This window comes from Parabacteroides gordonii MS-1 = DSM 23371, from assembly GCF_000969825.1.
Taxonomy (GTDB): domain Bacteria; phylum Bacteroidota; class Bacteroidia; order Bacteroidales; family Tannerellaceae; genus Parabacteroides; species Parabacteroides gordonii.
Genome location: NZ_KQ033919.1, coordinates 3,175,090 through 3,191,932 on the forward strand (window position 1 = coordinate 3,175,090; position 16,843 = coordinate 3,191,932).

The 16,843-nt window shown below is 47.9% G+C and carries 13 protein-coding genes; 10 read left to right on the forward strand and 3 right to left on the reverse strand.

Going from position 1 to position 16,843, the window contains the following annotated elements:
• The 5 genes from HMPREF1536_RS12025 (at position 1) to trpS (ending at position 9,503) form a co-directional block, all read left to right on the forward strand.
• On the forward strand, positions 1 to 1,512 hold the full coding sequence (locus HMPREF1536_RS12025) for a RagB/SusD family nutrient uptake outer membrane protein (RefSeq protein WP_081693419.1): 1,512 nt from the start codon (positions 1 to 3) through the stop codon (positions 1,510 to 1,512).
• Positions 1,513 to 1,534: 22 nt separating this feature from the next.
• Positions 1,535 to 3,061: a sulfatase family protein gene (locus HMPREF1536_RS12030; protein ID WP_028729957.1), complete on the forward strand. Its 1,527-nt coding sequence runs from the start codon at positions 1,535 to 1,537 to the stop codon at positions 3,059 to 3,061.
• Positions 3,062 to 3,241: 180 nt separating this feature from the next.
• Positions 3,242 to 5,470: an alpha-L-fucosidase gene (locus tag HMPREF1536_RS12035; protein WP_028729956.1), complete on the forward strand. Its 2,229-nt coding sequence runs from the start codon at positions 3,242 to 3,244 to the stop codon at positions 5,468 to 5,470.
• Between the two features lie 103 nt (positions 5,471 to 5,573).
• Complete coding sequence (locus HMPREF1536_RS12040) at positions 5,574 to 8,120, forward strand: glycoside hydrolase family 95 protein (RefSeq protein WP_028729955.1); 2,547 nt, start codon at positions 5,574 to 5,576, stop codon at positions 8,118 to 8,120.
• Positions 8,121 to 8,447: 327 nt separating this feature from the next.
• A complete protein-coding gene (gene trpS / locus HMPREF1536_RS12045; protein ID WP_028729954.1) occupies positions 8,448 to 9,503 on the forward strand; it encodes a tryptophan--tRNA ligase in 1,056 nt (351 codons plus the stop codon).
• Between the two features lie 57 nt (positions 9,504 to 9,560).
• Here the strand turns inward: trpS and HMPREF1536_RS12050 are convergent, their stop codons facing one another.
• Positions 9,561 to 9,908: a HepT-like ribonuclease domain-containing protein gene (locus HMPREF1536_RS12050; RefSeq protein ID WP_028729953.1), complete on the reverse strand. Its 348-nt coding sequence runs from the start codon at positions 9,906 to 9,908 to the stop codon at positions 9,561 to 9,563.
• The gene (locus HMPREF1536_RS12055) at positions 9,898 to 10,206 is read right to left on the reverse strand and encodes a nucleotidyltransferase family protein (protein ID WP_028729952.1); all 309 of its coding nucleotides are present in this window, start codon (positions 10,204 to 10,206) and stop codon (positions 9,898 to 9,900) included. Before HMPREF1536_RS12055 ends, HMPREF1536_RS12050 begins: the two co-directional genes overlap by 11 nt.
• Positions 10,207 to 10,394: 188 nt before the next feature.
• Here HMPREF1536_RS12055 and HMPREF1536_RS12060 point away from each other — a divergent pair, with 188 nt between their 5' ends.
• From HMPREF1536_RS12060 to HMPREF1536_RS12080, 5 genes are all read left to right on the forward strand, one after another.
• Positions 10,395 to 10,907: an RNA polymerase sigma-70 factor gene (locus tag HMPREF1536_RS12060; protein ID WP_028729951.1), complete on the forward strand. Its 513-nt coding sequence runs from the start codon at positions 10,395 to 10,397 to the stop codon at positions 10,905 to 10,907.
• A gap of 88 nt (positions 10,908 to 10,995) precedes the next feature.
• Positions 10,996 to 11,700, forward strand: a complete 705-nt coding sequence (locus HMPREF1536_RS12065; protein ID WP_028729950.1) for a porin family protein — start codon at positions 10,996 to 10,998, stop codon at positions 11,698 to 11,700.
• Positions 11,701 to 11,703: 3 nt separating this feature from the next.
• The gene (locus HMPREF1536_RS12070) at positions 11,704 to 12,549 is read left to right on the forward strand and encodes a FecR family protein (protein ID WP_028729949.1); all 846 of its coding nucleotides are present in this window, start codon (positions 11,704 to 11,706) and stop codon (positions 12,547 to 12,549) included.
• A gap of 7 nt (positions 12,550 to 12,556) precedes the next feature.
• Positions 12,557 to 15,253 carry a TonB-dependent receptor gene (locus tag HMPREF1536_RS12075; RefSeq protein WP_028729948.1) on the forward strand — a complete coding sequence of 899 codons (2,697 nt, stop codon included), beginning with the start codon at positions 12,557 to 12,559 and terminating at the stop codon, positions 15,251 to 15,253.
• Between the two features lie 5 nt (positions 15,254 to 15,258).
• Complete coding sequence (locus HMPREF1536_RS12080) at positions 15,259 to 16,368, forward strand: DUF4249 domain-containing protein (protein ID WP_044193402.1); 1,110 nt, start codon at positions 15,259 to 15,261, stop codon at positions 16,366 to 16,368.
• On the opposite strand, the gene HMPREF1536_RS12085 is transcribed toward HMPREF1536_RS12080, so the two are convergent.
• Positions 16,313 to 16,795 (reverse strand): cold-shock protein, encoded by a 483-nt coding sequence (locus HMPREF1536_RS12085; protein ID WP_028729947.1) that lies wholly within the window; start codon positions 16,793 to 16,795, stop codon positions 16,313 to 16,315. The genes HMPREF1536_RS12080 and HMPREF1536_RS12085 overlap by 56 nt on opposite strands.
• Positions 16,796 to 16,843: the final 48 nt, after the last annotated feature.

Consider the following 16,843-nt stretch of genomic DNA (forward strand, 5'->3'; position numbering starts at 1 on the left):
ATGTTGAGAAAACTAATGTCTATACTATTTATTCCGGGTTTGATCCTGCTGGTTTCGGGATGTTCGGATTTTCTGGAACCGAAGATGAAAGGTTCGACGGAGCTGCAACAGCTCATAAGTACGGAACAAGGTATGCTGACTGCCGTCAACGGTATCTACCAACCTCTGCAACCTCTGTTTAGCGGGACTATGCAACGTATGACGGATCTGGCTTGTGATGACGGCTGGACGTGGAGAAACGAGCTGGAGACAGACCTTTTTATCGTAGAACAGGACTTTTCCTATGCCGCAACGGTTTGGAAGCAACATTATATGGGAATAGGCCGTGCCAATGTGGTACTGGACAATCTGGAGAATGTGACGGATTATAAATCAGAACAGCAACGGCCTTATTTTGAAGGGCAAGCCAAGTTTATGAGGGCTTATTATTACTTCAATCTGGTTCGTTTGTTCGGTGGTGTCCCTATCCTCGAACATCAGGTGGTTCTGCTGGAAGATGCACAGGTTCCCAGGGCTTCCATACAGGAAGTATATAACCAGATCGAGAAAGACCTGGATGATGCGGAACGTCTTTTACCAGCTTCTTATTCGGGAGATACGGGCTCGGAAAACGGCCGGCCGACGGTTTATTCGGTCAGTGCGTTGAAAGCACTGGTGTATCTGGAGATAGAACAGTGGGACAAAGTCATAGCGGCAGCCGATAAGGTGATAGGGAAAGGTACGCTGATCGATTATGTGAAGAATTTTAACGGCTCGGCAGAGAATGGCTCCCAGTCGTTTTTGGAAGTACAGTATGGTGGTGTTACTACGTCGACCACTTCTTCGTTGAGCACTTTTTTTGCTCCGACTTCCACGCCCAGCGGTAGCGCCCTTATTTTGCCGACGGATGATAATCTGAACGGAAAAGGGGGAGGGCCTTCATCGGGCGACGGATTTGTACAGTTATTTAATGACAGACCGGATGATAACCGTAAAAGTGTGATTATAGATACGTATGGTTTAGCTAACTTTGTGGATGCATCGCAGCCGGATGGTAGCTTGTATTACGTAAACAAATACTACAATACGACTGATCCGGTAGGTAAAAGTATCTGGAATTATCCTCTAATACGATATGCCGAGATTTTGCTGGCGAAGGCTGAGGCATTGAATGAGAAAGGATATGTTGCCGGAGGAGAAGCGTTTTCTTTGGTCAATCAGATCAGGAAGCAGGCCGGCCTGGCAGATTTGAAAGGGTCGGATGTTACCAGCCAGCAGTCTTTCAGGGAGTATATCATGAAAGAGAGGCGTATTGAACTGGCGTTTGAGTGCAAACGTTATTTCGATCTTAACAGGTTGGGTGTCATGCAATCGGTTATGCAGCCTCAGTTGGATTATCTGGGGTTGAAATTCCCGCAGAATAAGATGATTACTCATCCGATGACGAATAAACCTTATTACTTGTATCCGGTGCCATCTACCGAGTTCGTAAATAATGCGAAGCTGGGAGAACAGAATCCGGGGTATAAATAATAAAACATAAACTTATTATATCATGAAAAGAAAGAATGTGTTACTAACCATTGGAGGGCTATCGGTTTTATGTTCCGGCTGTACCGGACAGGCAGAGGATCCTAAGAAACCCAATATCGTTTTCATCTTTGCCGATGATATGGGATATGGGGACGTGTCGGCCCTGAATGAAAACTCTAAACTGAAGACGACGAATATCGACCGGATCGCCAATGAAGGGGTGATATTTACGGATGCCCATTCGAGCTCGTCCGTCAGTACCCCGTCGCGGTACAGCTTGCTGACAGGCCGTTATAACTGGCGGTCTGACCTGAAGTCGGGCGTACTCTACGGGTACGATAAAGCGCTTATCCCGCAGGATCGCCGGACAATCGCCCATGTACTGGGAGAGTGCGGATACCAGACCGCCGCTATCGGCAAATGGCATCTGGGTTGGGACTGGAACAATATCGAAGCCGGCCCGGATAGTGTGGACTTTAGCCAACCGATCACCAACGGGCCGACTACACGTGGCTTCGATTACTATTATGGTATCTCGGCTTCCCTGGATATGGCTCCTTATGTGTATGTGGAAAATGATAAGGTAACCGCTTTGCCGGATCGTGAAACGGTCAATACGGGAATGGGGTTCTGGCGTAAAGGGCCGACGGGCGCGGATTTCGACCATGAGCAGACGCTTCCCCATCTGATCGATAAGGCGGTGGATTATATTCATGAGAAGTCGAAGGGTGATAAGCCTTTCTATTTATATCTTCCGTTGCCGGCTCCCCATACCCCGATCCTTCCGATCAAGGAATATCAGGGTAAATCGGGATTGAACCCTTACGGCGATTTCGTCCTGATGGTGGACGATATGGTAGGCAAGGTGATGAATGCCTTGAAGGAATCCGGGGTGGAAGACAACACGATCATCGTATTCAGTACGGATAACGGTTGTAGCCCTGAAGCCAAGTTCGATGATCTTCAGGCAAAAGGCCATTATCCCAGCTATATTTATCGCGGGCATAAGGCTGACTTGTTCGACGGCGGTCACCGTATTCCTTGTGTCGTGAGATGGCCGGCTAAGATAAAGCCTCATGTGGTGGATCAGACAGTGTGCCTGACCGACTTCTTTGCCACTTTTGCTGCTGTTGCCGATTATCAATTGAAAGATACGGAAGGAGAGGATAGCTACAACATCCTGCCTTTGCTGTTGAACGAAAAGGTGAGTAACACGATTCGTGAAGCGACTGTCCATCATTCTATAAACGGTGACTTCACGATCCGTCGGGGGGAGTGGAAGCTGTTGTTATCGCCAAGTTCGGGTGGATGGAGTTTCCCCAGATCGGGTAAAGACAATGAGGTGATCGAAACATTGCCGTCGATTCAGCTGTATAATATGAAGGATGATCCTGCAGAAACAAAGAATGTATATGCCGAACATCCTGAGATTGTAAAAGAACTGAAAGAACTGATGGTCAAATACGTAAAGGATGGCCGTAGCACTCCGGGCGCTCCTCAGAAGAATGACGGGCCGGAAGTCTGGAAGCAGTTGAGCTGGATGGAATAAAACGTAACGTATAACTACTATATATCCCGGGTGGCAACGCGATCATCCGGGATATTTTTTATCTGTTCGCAGGGTGCTACGCAAACGTTTGCGTAATTTTTACCGGATATATTTCGTACACAGCAGACAAAGGCGTATTTTTGGTATCTCATTTATTAACTTCAAATCAATCTGCTAATCATGAGGAATAGTATTGTTTATTTGTTTGGAAGTCTGCTTTTCTCTGCTGCCCTTTGTGCGCAGGACAATAGTATCTCTTTCCAAAACACCATTAAAATCGAACCCGGCGACAGCCACGAGGTCATTATTGAGAAAGCCGCGCATGTCATTCCCACTCCGAACCAGTTGAGTGCTTTACAAAATGAATACATTGCTTTTATCCATTTCGGGCCCAATTCGTTTACACGGATGGAGTGGGGGAACGGGATGGAAGACCCGAAGGTGTTCGACCTGAAGGAACTCGATACCGACCAGTGGTGCGAAGCCATGAAAGCTGCCGGTATGAAAATGGTTATTATTACCGTGAAGCATCATGACGGGTTCGTCCTGTGGCAAAGCCGGTATACGAAACACGGCATCATGTCTTCCGGCTTTCAAGGCGGGAAGGGAGATATCCTGAAGGAATTGTCGGCATCCTGTCAGAAATACGGGTTGAAGCTGGGCGTTTACCTGTCGCCGGCCGATCTGTTCCAGATAGAAAGTCCGGATGGGCTGTACGGTAATCTAAGTAAATACACCAAACGGACGATCCCGCGCGAAGTACCCGGCAGGCCGTTTGCCAACCAGACGAAGTTTGAGTTTGTGGTGGACGATTATAACGAATACTTTCTGAATCAGTTGTTTGAATTGCTGACCGAATACGGGCCGATCCACGAAGTCTGGTTCGACGGCGCACACCCGAAACGAAAAGGTGGACAGACCTATAACTATCTGGCCTGGAAGAAACTGATCCGTACGTTAGCCCCGAATGCCGTTATCTTCGGACGCGAAGATGTACGCTGGTGCGGCAATGAAGCCGGGGGAACGAGGCCGACCGAATGGAATGTGATCCCTTACCAGGCAGATCCCGATACGATGACACAGTTTGCGGACATGACAGACCCTGTGCTGGGCGGTCGTGACGAACTGTATAAAGCAAAATACCTCCACTATCAACAGGCAGAAACCAACACCTCCATCCGTGAGGGCTGGTTCTACCGCGACGACACGCATCAGAAGGTTAGAAGTGCCGACGATGTATTCGATATCTACGAACGTGCGGTAGGCGGCAACTCGACCTTCCTGCTGAATATCCCGCCCAACCGCGAAGGACGGTTCTCACCTGCAGATGTAGCATCGTTGAAAGAAGCCGGTAAACGGATAAAGGAAACATACGGAACAGATTTGTTGCAGGGAGCGAAAGGCCCGCAGCAAGTACTGGACGGCAAACCCGATACCTGGCTGATGATGGATGAAGGGCATAAAGAATTTATCGTAACTACCCCTTCTCCTGTGACGATCAACCGTATCATGCTCCAGGAAGCTGTTGCAACGAACGGCGAACGGGTGGAGAAACATGCCGTAGACGCCTGGATAAACGGCGCCTGGAAAGAAATAGTCGTTTCGACCAATATCGGTTATAAACGTATCCTTCGCTTCCCGGAAGTAACGACGGATAAGCTGCGGGTACGCCTGCTCGAATCGCGTCTTACACCTGCTATCAGCCATATCTCCGCCCATTATTACAAATCCCGTCCGCCCCAGTTGAGTTTCAGGAAGGATGTGAACGGATTGGTTACGATCGAGCCTAAATTGCAGGACTTCGGTTGGAATCCTCACGGACAGAATGCTGCCGGAAACCTGAACGTAGGCTATAAGATCTATTATACGACCGACGGAAAAGAACCGACCGAAAGCTCTACCGAGTATAAGGAACCCTTTAAGATGGAACGCGGCGAACTGAAAGCCATCGCCGTCCTGAAAGGAGAGAAAGGAGCCATGCATAGCGAACGCCTGGGACTGACCAAGCAAAACTGGAAGCTGGTGGAAGCAAGCAGCGAAACCAAACGCAACCCCGCTACAGCCGCATTCGATGCCAAACCCGCCACTTTCTGGCGTTCGGAAGAAGGCAGCCTGCCGCAATTCATAACGATCGACCTCGGTGCGAAGGAAACCTTGAACGGCTTCGCCTACACTCCGCAGACCCGCAACTCGGAAGGAATGATGGCAAAAGGCATCCTGAAAGTCAGCGACGACGGCAAGAACTGGAAAGGAGTAGAGTCCTTTGAGTTCGGAAACCTTATCAACGACCCGACCAAGCGTTACCATTATTTCAAGAAACCGGTATCCGCCCGTTACGTCCGTATCGAGGCAACCGAAATAGCAGCCAACGGCAAGGTCGTAGCCATTGCCGAATTAGACCTGCTCTGATAATACATTGAATGGAGCACGGATGACGCGGAATACGCGTCATCCGTGTGCTATTCTCGAAACTTTTCCTTTACTTTGTATCCGTATTTAATACCTAATCATCATGAATATACGCTTACTATCTTCCCTTCTCCTATTTTTTTGTTGTCTTGCGTGTGCGAAGACACAGAAGGAGGACCCGCTTGTTCTATGGTATAACGAACCTGCTGAGAACTGGAACGAAGCCCTTCCTGTCGGTAACGGTCGCGCCGGTGCCATGGTGTTCGGCGGTGTAGACAAGGAGCAGCTGCAACTGAACGAAAACACGCTTTATAGCGGAGAACCTTCTACAGTATTCAAAGATATAAAGATCACTCCCGGGATGTTCGATAAAGTAGTCGGACTGATGAAAGCCCGGAAATACGATGAAGCCTCCGACCTGGTCTGCAAACACTGGCTGGGCCGTTTGCACCAGTATTACCAGCCCTTTGCTGACCTGTTCATTGAAAACAATAAACCCGGTGAAGTTTCCGGCTATAAACGTGAACTGAATATCTCGGAGGCTGTCACCCGCACAGTGTACGAGCAGAACGGTATCCGGTATGAACGCGAAGTTTTCGCTTCCCATCCCGATGACGTAATCATCGTCCACCTGAAAAGCAATGCTCCCGACGGGCTCGATTTTTCCCTGAACTTTACTTCGCCCCATCCCACCGCCCGACAAACGAAAGGCGCTGACCGCCTAGTGCTGCACGGACAAGCTCCGGGATATGTCGAACGCCGTACCTTCGAACAGATGGAAGCCTGGGGCGACCAATACAAACACCCTGAACTGTACGACGGGAAAGGGAACCGCAAATTCGATAAGCGGGTTCTCTACGGTGACGAGATCGGAGGGAAGGGTATGTTCTTTGAAGCCCAGTTGAAGCCTGTCTTTCCAAAGGGGGGCGACTATGAAATAACCGATACCGGCGTACATGTGTATAATACCGGTGAGGTCTATTTTGTCCTGAGCCTCGCTACCAGCTTCAACGGTTTCGATAAAAGCCCCAGCCGCGAAGGAGTGGATCCGTCCGCCAAAGCCGCAGGTGTTTTAGATAAAGCGCTTGCCTATGATTATAAGCAGTTGAAGCAACGCCATGTGGCCGACTATCAGTCGCTCTTCGACCGGGTAGACTTGCAGCTGGCATCTTCGCCCGAACAAAAAGCGTTGCCTACCGATCAGCGTATCACACAATTTGAAACAGTGGCCGATCCTGACCTTGCCGCCTTATTGTTCCAGTTCGGCCGTTACCTGATGATCAGCGGCTCACGTCCCGGCGGACAGCCGTTGAATCTGCAGGGACTCTGGAACAAAGACATCGTGCCTGCCTGGAATAGCGGTTACACGATGAACATCAATGCCGAAATGAATTACTGGCCGGCCGAGCTCACCAACCTCTCCGAATGCCACGAGCCACTTTTCCGGCTGATCGACGAACTGGCTGTCTCGGGTGCCGAAACGGCCCGCAATATGTATAACCGCCGCGGGTGGGTAGGGCATCATAATACCTCTATCTGGCGGGAGTCTGTGCCGAACGACAATGTACCGACCGCCTCTTTCTGGCCGATGGTACAGGGTTGGCTGTGCAGCCACCTGTGGGAACATTACCTCTTTACGCAAGATAAAGACTTCCTGAAGAACAGGGCTTACCCGTTGATGAAGGGGGCCGCCGAGTTCTTCTCCGACTGGTTGATAGAAGATGGCGACGGCCATCTGGTGACTCCTGTCGGTGTCTCTCCCGAAAACCGTTTCATCATGGATAACGGCAAGCAAGGTGCCATGACTATGGGCCCGACAATGGATATGGCTATCGTCCGCGAAACCTTCACCCGTACGCTCGAAGTGGCTGAAATGCTCGACCTCGACGAACCGCTTCGTGCCGAACTGAAGGAGAAACTTCCCCGCCTCCTGCCTTACCGGATCGGCGCACGCGGACAGTTACAGGAATGGATGTACGATTTCAAGGAAGCTGAACCGCAACACCGCCATTTCTCCCATCTGTATGGCCTTTATCCCGGCAACCAGATCACAGCTGATCTTACCCCCGACCTGTTTGAAGCCGTCAAACAAACCCTGAATCTCCGTGGAGATGAGGCCACCGGCTGGTCGATGGGCTGGAAAATAAACAGTTGGGCTCGCCTGCTCGACGGTAACCGTGCTTATAAAATCGTCTCCAACCTCTTTAATCCCGTCGGCTTCGGCAACGGGCGCAAGGGCGGTGGACTGTTCAAGAACATGCTCGACGCCCATCCGCCTTTCCAGATCGACGGTAACTTCGGTTATACCGCCGGAGTGGCCGAAATGCTTTTGCAGAGCCATGCCGGATTTATCCAGCTCTTGCCCGCCTTGCCGGATGTGTGGGGCGAAGGCCGCGTTTCCGGTCTGAAGGCACGCGGCAACTTCGAGATCGCGATGGCCTGGAAGGATGGGAAACTGTCGGAAGCAACGATCCGTTCCCTTGCCGGACAGGACTGCCGGGTGAGAACATCCGTCCCTTTTGTCGTGAAGCAAGGAGAAAAAGAAGTAGCTACCTCTTCCCCGGTGATGTCTGGCGGGAAGGAATACTACGAGGCCTCCCTGGCTACCGTGGCCGGACTGGCGTACAAACTGCAACCGGTAGCCAACTGATTTCCGCCGACTGCCGGGGTAAAGTGGATAGGCTCTCTACATAATCATTGTCCGACAAGTGTGGGACAGCTGTTCGACACTCGTCAGACAGCTGTCTCACCTCCGTCGAACAGCTGTTCGACCCGGGTCGGACAAAGATTATCTGCCTGATTGCCCGTTATTCCCTGCGGGGGTGGGGAAGATCTGCTGCCGGGGAGCTGAACTTCTCCCGGGCTATAATCGGAGCCGGGTCAGGCACTCAGGAATATTTACCCCTTCTTCCGATAGGATTTTGTGCTCTAAATTTACTATCTTTGTGGCCGTTTGAAATAAATAAAGAATTTAGAAATGGAAACAGTAGTAAGTGGCATCAGGCCAACAGGTAATTTGCATCTGGGGAATTACTTCGGAGCAGTAAAGAGTTTTCTGCAAATGCAGAATGAGTATAATTGCTTTTTCTTTATTGCAGACTGGCACTCCCTGACTACGCATCCGCGCCCGGAAAACATCCGTAACAGTGCGAAAACAATCCTGGCTGAATATCTGGCCTGCGGTATCGATCCGGAAAAGGCAACGATCTATATACAGAGTGATGTGCGTGAAGTGGCAGAGTTGTATCTCTACCTCAATATGAATGCCGGTATCGGTGAGCTGATGCGCACGACTTCCTTCAAGGATAAGGCACGTCAGATGCTCCATATCGACCGTGTAAATACGGCCGAAGGCGATGTGGAAAAAGAGATCTTTAACGAAGGAAACCGTCATAGTGTAAATGCCGGCCTGCTGACTTATCCTACTTTGATGGCAGCCGACATCATTATCCATAAGGCTGTGAAAGTGCCGGTTGGAAAAGACCAGGAGCAGAATATGGAGATGGCGCGTCGTTTTGCCCGCCGCTTCAACTCTACTTATGAGGTTGAGTTTTTCCCCGAACCCGCTTCTTTCCACCTGACAGAGAAGGCCGTGAAAGTGCCCGGCCTGGACGGTTCCGGTAAGATGGGTAAGAGCGAAGGAAACGCGATCTACCTGATCGATGACGAAAAGGCGATCAAGAAAAAGGTAATGAAGGCAGTAACCGATGCCGGTCCAACAGAGCCGAACAGCGTGAAGCCCGAACCGATCGCCAACCTCTTTGCCATGATGGATATCGTATCGACAAAAGATACTTACGATTACTTCAACGAGAAATACAACAACTGCGAGATCCGCTATGGCGATCTGAAGAAGCAGCTGGCCGAAGATATCAACAACTTCTGTGCCCCGATCCGTGAACGTATCCTCGATATCCGTTCCAACGAAGAATATATGGAAAAGGTAGCCCGCATGGGAGCAGAAAAAGCAAGCGCAAGCGCAGCCAAAACGCTAGCCGAAGTGCGCGAGATCATCGGGTTCCGTCCTTATTGATAAAGTTGATAGTTTAAGAAGAAAAAGAAAGGCACGCAGAGATTATTCTGTGTGCCTTTATAATATAGTAAAGCCTCCTAATAAGTCTTCAACCTGTTCTTTCAGTTTCGGTAGGCTCTTGTTAACTACTCCCCAGATGATGACGTTATCGACTTTATCATAGCCGTGAATTACAAAGTTACGTAAGTCAACAATCTTTCTGGCATCATCTATCTGGATATCGGGTTCCATATCTAATATGTGTTTTGCAGCTTCACCGATAATTTCCAGTTCCCGTTCTACAGCTCTGCGTAACAATTTGTTTTGTTCATAGGCAAAGAAATCCCTTTTCTCACCCAGATACTCTTCAATCGATAAGATCGATTGTTGTATATCATATAGATACTTCTGAATACTACGTGCCATAAAGAAGTTGTTTAGTCTGTTCTACATCGGCAATAAAGAATGGGTTTGAGAGTGAACGACGGGTGACAAGGTCGATTTTCCTTCGAAATAGTTCCGTTAGTTTATTATGCAGAAGAAAATAATTATCGGTATATTCTTCAAAAGAAATATCCGGCTCGAACTCTATCAGTAGATCGATGTCACTCTTTTCGGTAAACCGGGGTGTATTTACCGAGCCGAAAGCATAAAGGCTTTTTACCTTATACCGTCGACAAAGCTCCTTTAGAGCTTCCAATTTATTGTGTAAAATGTGGTTCATACTACCTCCTGTCTTTTTGTTATCACAACAAAGATAGCAATCTTGTAATAATTTGTGTTGGATTTGATAGCGGATTAACTATCCTTTAGTTCATTATTTCTTAAATAAGTGATAAAGAAACTGAAAAACAGTCGGGTTATCAGGAAAACTGCTTTTCTTTGCAAAGAATAGTTACAGATAACAAACGTATGGCAACCATTTCCAGCGGAGAGTTCGAACGGTATTTTAAGGAGTTGTATAAACCCCTGTGCCTTTTTGCGCTTCGATTCACTGAGCGGTTAGATGATGCAGAGGACATTGTTCAACAGGCTTTTGCCGATGTATGGGATAAGAATATCAACAATATATTGATCGATAATCTGAAGTCATACATGTATCAGGCCGTACGTAACCGTTCCCTTTCGCTTGTTACACAGCCTGCCGATATGCAGACCACCGACCAGCTTCCGGATATGGCAGACTTGTCGGAAGAAGAGCAGGTCTACAACTCCGAGCGCGATGCCCGCCTGTGGAACGCGATAGACGGATTACCTCCCGAACGTAAAAAAATCTTTTTACTTTCCAAACGCGACGGACTGAAGTATCAGGAAATAGCTGAGGAACTGAATATCTCGATCAAAACGGTTGAGAATCAGATGGGCAAGGCGTTGAAGTCATTGCGGGAGATGGCGGTACGTATCTATACTTTCTTTTTTGGATAAAAAAGTATCCGGGCGGATAGGGGTTTTCTCTGATTTCTTGTCTAAGGAATAGAACATGATTAATTTGTATCTAATTAAAGAGAAGATTATGAGAAAAGTTTTATTGATGATGGTATGTGTGTGGATGATTGGTTGGGCAGCGAAAGCACAGTCTGGTTGGAGTTTGACACCTGAAGCCGGTATAACGGCGGTGCAGCGTGTAGGAACAGGCGGTTGGCGTCCGGGTATAAAGATCGGAGCTAATTTGGGTTACCAGTTCAAGCCGGACTGGATCGGAATTAAAGCCGGGTTGTTTTATACTAACCGTGGATATTCTTTAGGCGATTATCCGACGAGATGGGACTATCCGGATGGTACAATTGAGTATGGAATGGAAGGTGGAAGTATCACTCAACATTTCTTACAATTGCCTGTAATGGCTGATTTCTCCTGGAAAGTAAAGAATGTACGTATGCATCTGGGAGTCGGCATGTACGCCGGAGTTGCGGTATCCACTCCTTGGGAATGGCATTCATGGGGGATTACCACCATAAAACCTGAAGCAGGTACGGAAACTGGAGGATATGGCTATTATGGAAGGTATGAATATCCGTATGATAATCGGCCTTTTAGCAACACGAATTCTTTCGATTGGGGATTGACAACATCGTTCGGTATTGAAGTGAATAATTGGGTGATGAATGCAGGATATGAACTTTCTCTGGGAGATGAAGGTGATGGTTTTAGAAGCATAGGCTCCAATTACAACACCCTCTCGCTGACAGTGGGATATAAGTTTAAATTAGGAAAATAATAAATGAACAACGAGCAGGACAATAAACTGGAACAACGCATCCGTTTTGTAGCAAAGCACTACGAGGAAGGACGTTTGGATACTGATAAGGCTTGGCAACAGTTTGCCGGCAAGCATCAGGTACGCCGTTCCGTCTCTTTCCGCCGCTACTGGATGGCAGCTGCATCGGTATTATTACTGCTCATTGGATTCAGTACTTATTATATTACAGATCGTAACTCTTCGGAATGGGTGGCCGTAACCACTGCGCCGGGGCAACTGAAAGAGGTCTACCTGCCTGACAGTACGCTGATCTCGATGGCTGGAAACTCTTCCATACGATATGATGTAAAGGCTTACGGAAAGGAAAGGCGTGTAGTGGAGATGAAAGGAAAAGCCTTTTTCCAGGTGCAGCGCAATGAGTCACGCCCCTTTTCTGTTTATACTGAACGGACGGAAGTTACCGTGTTAGGAACCAGTTTCCAGATAGACGAACAACCTGACGGTACAGACGTGGATGTGATGACCGGTAAAGTCAGTTTTGGTGTTACCGGATGTGAGACGGATAAAGTGATATTAACCGCCGGTATGTCGGCTTCATACTCTATGGAAAGTAAAGGAATCACGATACTTGAAGAAGAAGACCTCAACAGCCTGTCGTGGAAAACCCGGCAGTTGCGCTTCAATGACACCCCGATTGAAAAGGTGATCAGCGACTTGAACGAATACTATCAGGTGAAAGTAATCAATAAAGCAGAAACCCCGAATCTGAAACTGACGGCCACTTTCAATGATCTTCCGCTGGAAGATGTTTTATTGGTTATTAACCAGACACTGGATACCCGCCTGGCTCCTGACCCCAATAAATAAGTAACCGATGGTACGTATATGGATATTACTGACAGGAATTCTTATGCTTTTTCCGCAGGTAAAAGCCGAAGAGGGGCCTTACGTGGCTGACCTTCCGGTCGAACCTACGCCTACGGTTACGATGAATAAGCGCCAGGTTCCCTTGCTGGAGATCCTGCAGGAACTGGAAAAGCAGACCGGGATATTTTTCTCCTATGAATCCTCTATGCTGGACGAATTTCAGAAGGTCTCGTTTAAAGCGCAGGACGAATCGCTGTCTTATTGTCTGAGGAGACTGTTCTATGCCCTTCCGATCACTTTCCGGATGACTGGGCAGATCATTATCCTGAAACGTAAGCCGCGTCTTTACACGATAAGCGGATTCGTGCGCGACTCCGTATCCTACGAAAGTCTTATCAACGCTTCGGTATTCGAACGGAATACCAAGAGCGGAACGACAACTAATAATTACGGTTTCTACAGTGTAACGCTCCCACCCGGGAAAGTAACGCTACGTGCCTCCTTTGTCGGGTATGATGCAAAAGAAGTCACCTTCGAGCTCTCCCGTGACACGCTGGTCGATATACCTTTACATGCTCTCGGTGCTTTGGGGGAGATCGTGGTGGAAGGACTGAATCCCCGTTCGGAAGTATTAAGCACACGCACCGGGGTAGTGGAGGTACCCTCCCAACGCATCAAGTCGATGCCTGCCCTGCTGGGGGAGACGGATGTGGTGAAAACCCTGCAACGCTTGCCCGGTGTTGCAGTAGGGGTTGAAGGGATGACCGGCCTCCATGTGAGAGGGGGCAACTCAGACGGGAACCTCTATCTGCTGGATGGGAACCCGGTCTATCACACCAACCACCTGCTCGGTTTCTTCTCAGCCTTTAATCCTGATGCCGTCAGGAATACAACGTTTTACAAAGGGAGCTTTCCTGCCGAATATGGGGGAAGGCTCTCGTCGGTTGTAGATGTGAGGACAAATGACGGCGACCGCTACGAGTATCATGGCAACTTCTCTATCGGCCTGTTGGCGTTGCGAGGAAACCTCGAAGGCCCTATTATAAAAGGGAAATCCTCATTCAATGTCTCCGTCAGACGCACCTGGATGGAGCTTTTCACCTGGCCGATCCTGAAGGCGGTAAACAAAGACAGGAACAACAAATTAAAAGGTGGTTATCACTTCTTCGACATGAATGCCAAAGTGAACCATTCTTTCACCGACCGTACCCGCCTTTACCTGAGTTTCTATATGGGAAGCGACAGCTATCTTGATGGGGAAGAATTTAGCTATGGCAATCGTCTGGGGAAAGATTTTCGTTGGCGCTGGGGAAACCTGATCGGATCCGCGGGAGTGAACCATGTGTTCAGCAATAAACTGTTTGCCAGCTTTACGGCGGGATATACACGTTATCGCTCGCACATTATGCAGGATAAGGCGGATTATGCCTTGTCTTCCAATATTAATAATGAAAAGGTGTTCAATGAGGAAAGCCATTACCGCTCGGCAATGGAGGATGTGAGCCTTCGTGCTTCGTTCGACTATCGTTTGAATGAAAAACACCGTCTACGGTTTGGGGGCGATTACTTGTTCCATACTTTCCGTCCCGAGCAGAATACAAGGAAAAGCTGGTACCAGGACTCTGTAAAGTCGCAGGAAACGAATATGATATATGCTAATTCGTTGGTTCATGGACATGAAGTATCTTTATATGCTGAAGAAGAAATGCATGTGATAGATCGGCTGAAGGTGAATGCCGGCTTACGATATACGCTTTTTAATGTGCAGGGGCAGACTTATCAGTCATTGCAACCGCGTCTCTCGGCCCGCTATCTGCTGACCCGCAACTTGTCGGCGAAACTGTCTTATTCGAAGATGAACCAGTATATCCATTTGCTTTCCAACAGTTATATCAGCCAGCCGACAGATATCTGGGTACCGGTAACCCGCAACATCCGCCCGATGAGTGCACATCAATATACTGCCGGACTTTATTATAAGCTCAATAAGCAGTACAACTTTTCGGTGGAAGGCTATTATAAGCGAATGAACAACCTGATCGAATATAAAGACCGCTTCCTGGTAGGAACCGATTATTCCAAATGGGAAGAACGGGTAGGCGAGGGTTATGGACGTGCTTATGGGGTAGAGCTTATGGCACAGAAAAAGACCGGACGGTTATCCGGCTGGATCGGTTATACACTATCCTGGTCGGATCGCCTTTTCCCGGACGGCAGTGTTAACAAAGGCCGTCGTTTCCCTTACAAATATGATAACCGCCATAAGATAGATGTTGTGGCTACCTACAAACTATCGCGCAAGGTAGAGCTGACGGCAGCTTGGATGTATGCTTCGGGTAATTATATCACGATCAAGGATCAACTTTATCTGGGAGGAACAGGGCAAACTAATCATGGTTTTATGCAGGGGAGCGGTGTAGTTCCGGGTGGCAGTGGATTTGATTCTGCCGCCAGTTCCCGTAACAATTATCAACTGGCACCGTATCACCGGTTGGATCTGGGTCTAAACTTCTATCGCTATAAGAAGAAAGGACGTATGGGCATCTGGAACCTCAGTCTGTGCAATGCGTATTGCTGGCCGAATCCGTTTACGGTGGAGCAAGCCTCTTATAAGGACATCACTACCGGGAAACAGGAAATCTTTCTGGAACAATCCATCCTGTTTCTTTTTCTGCCTTCTGTATCTTATACCTATAAATTCTAAAAGAGATGAAGAAAAGACTATTCATATTACTGCCGCTGCTGTTGCATCTCCTCTGCTCTTCCTGTTTACGGGATGTCGTGTTGAAGCTTGACCCCGTACCTTCGTTATTGGTGTTGAATGCATCTGTCACACCCGATCGAGAGGTTGCTGCTTTCCTTTCGAAAAGCTGGTTCCTGTTGGATAGCGTTCCGCAGTATCTTCTTCCGGAGAAAGATGTAAATATAGATGTATATGTAAACGACGTGTTTCGCGGAACTATGCAACGTTCCGATAATCCGGAAGATAGTACAGAATATAAAGGACAGTACAAATTGCCGGGTTGTTATGTAAAGGCCGGTGATAAAGTTCGGTTCGAGGCGGAAGCGCCCGAATTTGCTCCGGTAGCGGGCGAGACAAAGATTCCTCAAAAGTCGGAGATAGCTGCACTCGATACAGCGTTTTATTCTAATACTTATAATATGTATGTCTATCTGACTTTGCGTGATAATCCATCCGAACGTAATTATTATCGTTTAGTTGTAGAACGTTTGGATGAATATCACAAAGGGGATAGTGTGATGTGGAAAAGTCAGTTTTTTGATGACAAGGGATACAGGGTCAGTATATCCGGTGACCGCTTTGAGGTGGATAATAATTCTTTTTTTAATTGGTTGTCATTGACTTATGATGATCCGGTCTTTCAACCCGATATTCCTTCAATGGATAATCATAGAGATGGTTTTTACCGGGGTATTTTTTCAGATGACCTGTTTAACGGGAAGGAGTATGCAGTGGCCTTTTCGTTTTATCCTGATTATTCATTTGTAACCGATACCTTGTCTGCCACTGTGCATTACGATATCCATCTTCTTTCTATCTCGGAAGATTATTATAATTACTTAAAGGTAATCCGTAACTTTTCCATCCTGTTGGGTGATACGGATATGAGCGGCCAGTTGGAACCAACCGCCAGTTATTCGAATGTAACCGACGGCTTCGGTGTTGTGACCGGCTATCAGAAGTCGACACGTCGCATCACCATGCCTGTCGGTAGTGTACCACCTTATTGGGGATGGAAGTTTACTCTTCGGGAATATCTTCCACGGGAGGTAATTCGTTTTCCAGACGAATATTGATCGCATTCATCCCTTTCAGGCCGCGTTCCAGGTCGAATGTAACGATATCCCCTTCGGCAATTGCTGCGGAAAGGATATTGTTTACATGGAAAAAGTATCTTTCACCTCTTATCAGTTCTTTGATGAAACCGAATCCTTTCGAGGTGTTGAAGAAGTCTACTTTCCCTTTCAGAACGACCGGTTCTTCTTTCTCTTTCTTAGGGATCGAGATCATGATCTCTTCCTGTTTGATCTCTTCTTTTTGAGGGTTCTCCTCTGGTGGAGTCGATGTAATTACTCCATTTTCATCGACATAGGCTATCATGTCCTCAAAACTGCTCGTCTTGCCGGATAGCTTCTTTTCATCTTTCTTCTTTTGTTTCTCTGCTCGTTTTGCGAGTCTTTTCTTTTCATTCTCACGTTTGTCTACGGAAAGGGATCTTGCCATGTAACTATAATTTTATTATATGATAAATACTAATTCGGAGTAAGGAGT

What these genes read in the sequence shown, in the direction of transcription:
- HMPREF1536_RS12050 (WP_028729953.1), bottom strand. Translation starts at nt 9,908, where the DNA reads ATGGCACGTAGTATTCAGAAGTATCTATATGATATACAACAATCGATC.
- trpS (WP_028729954.1), top strand. Translation starts at nt 8,448, where the DNA reads ATGGAAACAGTAGTAAGTGGCATCAGGCCAACAGGTAATTTGCATCTG.
- HMPREF1536_RS12035 (WP_028729956.1), top strand. Translation starts at nt 3,242, where the DNA reads ATGAGGAATAGTATTGTTTATTTGTTTGGAAGTCTGCTTTTCTCTGCT.
- HMPREF1536_RS12055 (WP_028729952.1), bottom strand. Translation starts at nt 10,206, where the DNA reads ATGAACCACATTTTACACAATAAATTGGAAGCTCTAAAGGAGCTTTGT.
- HMPREF1536_RS12060 (WP_028729951.1), top strand. Translation starts at nt 10,395, where the DNA reads ATGGCAACCATTTCCAGCGGAGAGTTCGAACGGTATTTTAAGGAGTTG.
- HMPREF1536_RS12025 (WP_081693419.1), top strand. Translation starts at nt 1, where the DNA reads ATGTTGAGAAAACTAATGTCTATACTATTTATTCCGGGTTTGATCCTG.
- HMPREF1536_RS12040 (WP_028729955.1), top strand. Translation starts at nt 5,574, where the DNA reads ATGAATATACGCTTACTATCTTCCCTTCTCCTATTTTTTTGTTGTCTT.
- HMPREF1536_RS12075 (WP_028729948.1), top strand. Translation starts at nt 12,557, where the DNA reads ATGGTACGTATATGGATATTACTGACAGGAATTCTTATGCTTTTTCCG.
- HMPREF1536_RS12080 (WP_044193402.1), top strand. Translation starts at nt 15,259, where the DNA reads ATGAAGAAAAGACTATTCATATTACTGCCGCTGCTGTTGCATCTCCTC.
- HMPREF1536_RS12030 (WP_028729957.1), top strand. Translation starts at nt 1,535, where the DNA reads ATGAAAAGAAAGAATGTGTTACTAACCATTGGAGGGCTATCGGTTTTA.
- HMPREF1536_RS12085 (WP_028729947.1), bottom strand. Translation starts at nt 16,795, where the DNA reads ATGGCAAGATCCCTTTCCGTAGACAAACGTGAGAATGAAAAGAAAAGA.
- HMPREF1536_RS12070 (WP_028729949.1), top strand. Translation starts at nt 11,704, where the DNA reads ATGAACAACGAGCAGGACAATAAACTGGAACAACGCATCCGTTTTGTA.
- HMPREF1536_RS12065 (WP_028729950.1), top strand. Translation starts at nt 10,996, where the DNA reads ATGAGAAAAGTTTTATTGATGATGGTATGTGTGTGGATGATTGGTTGG.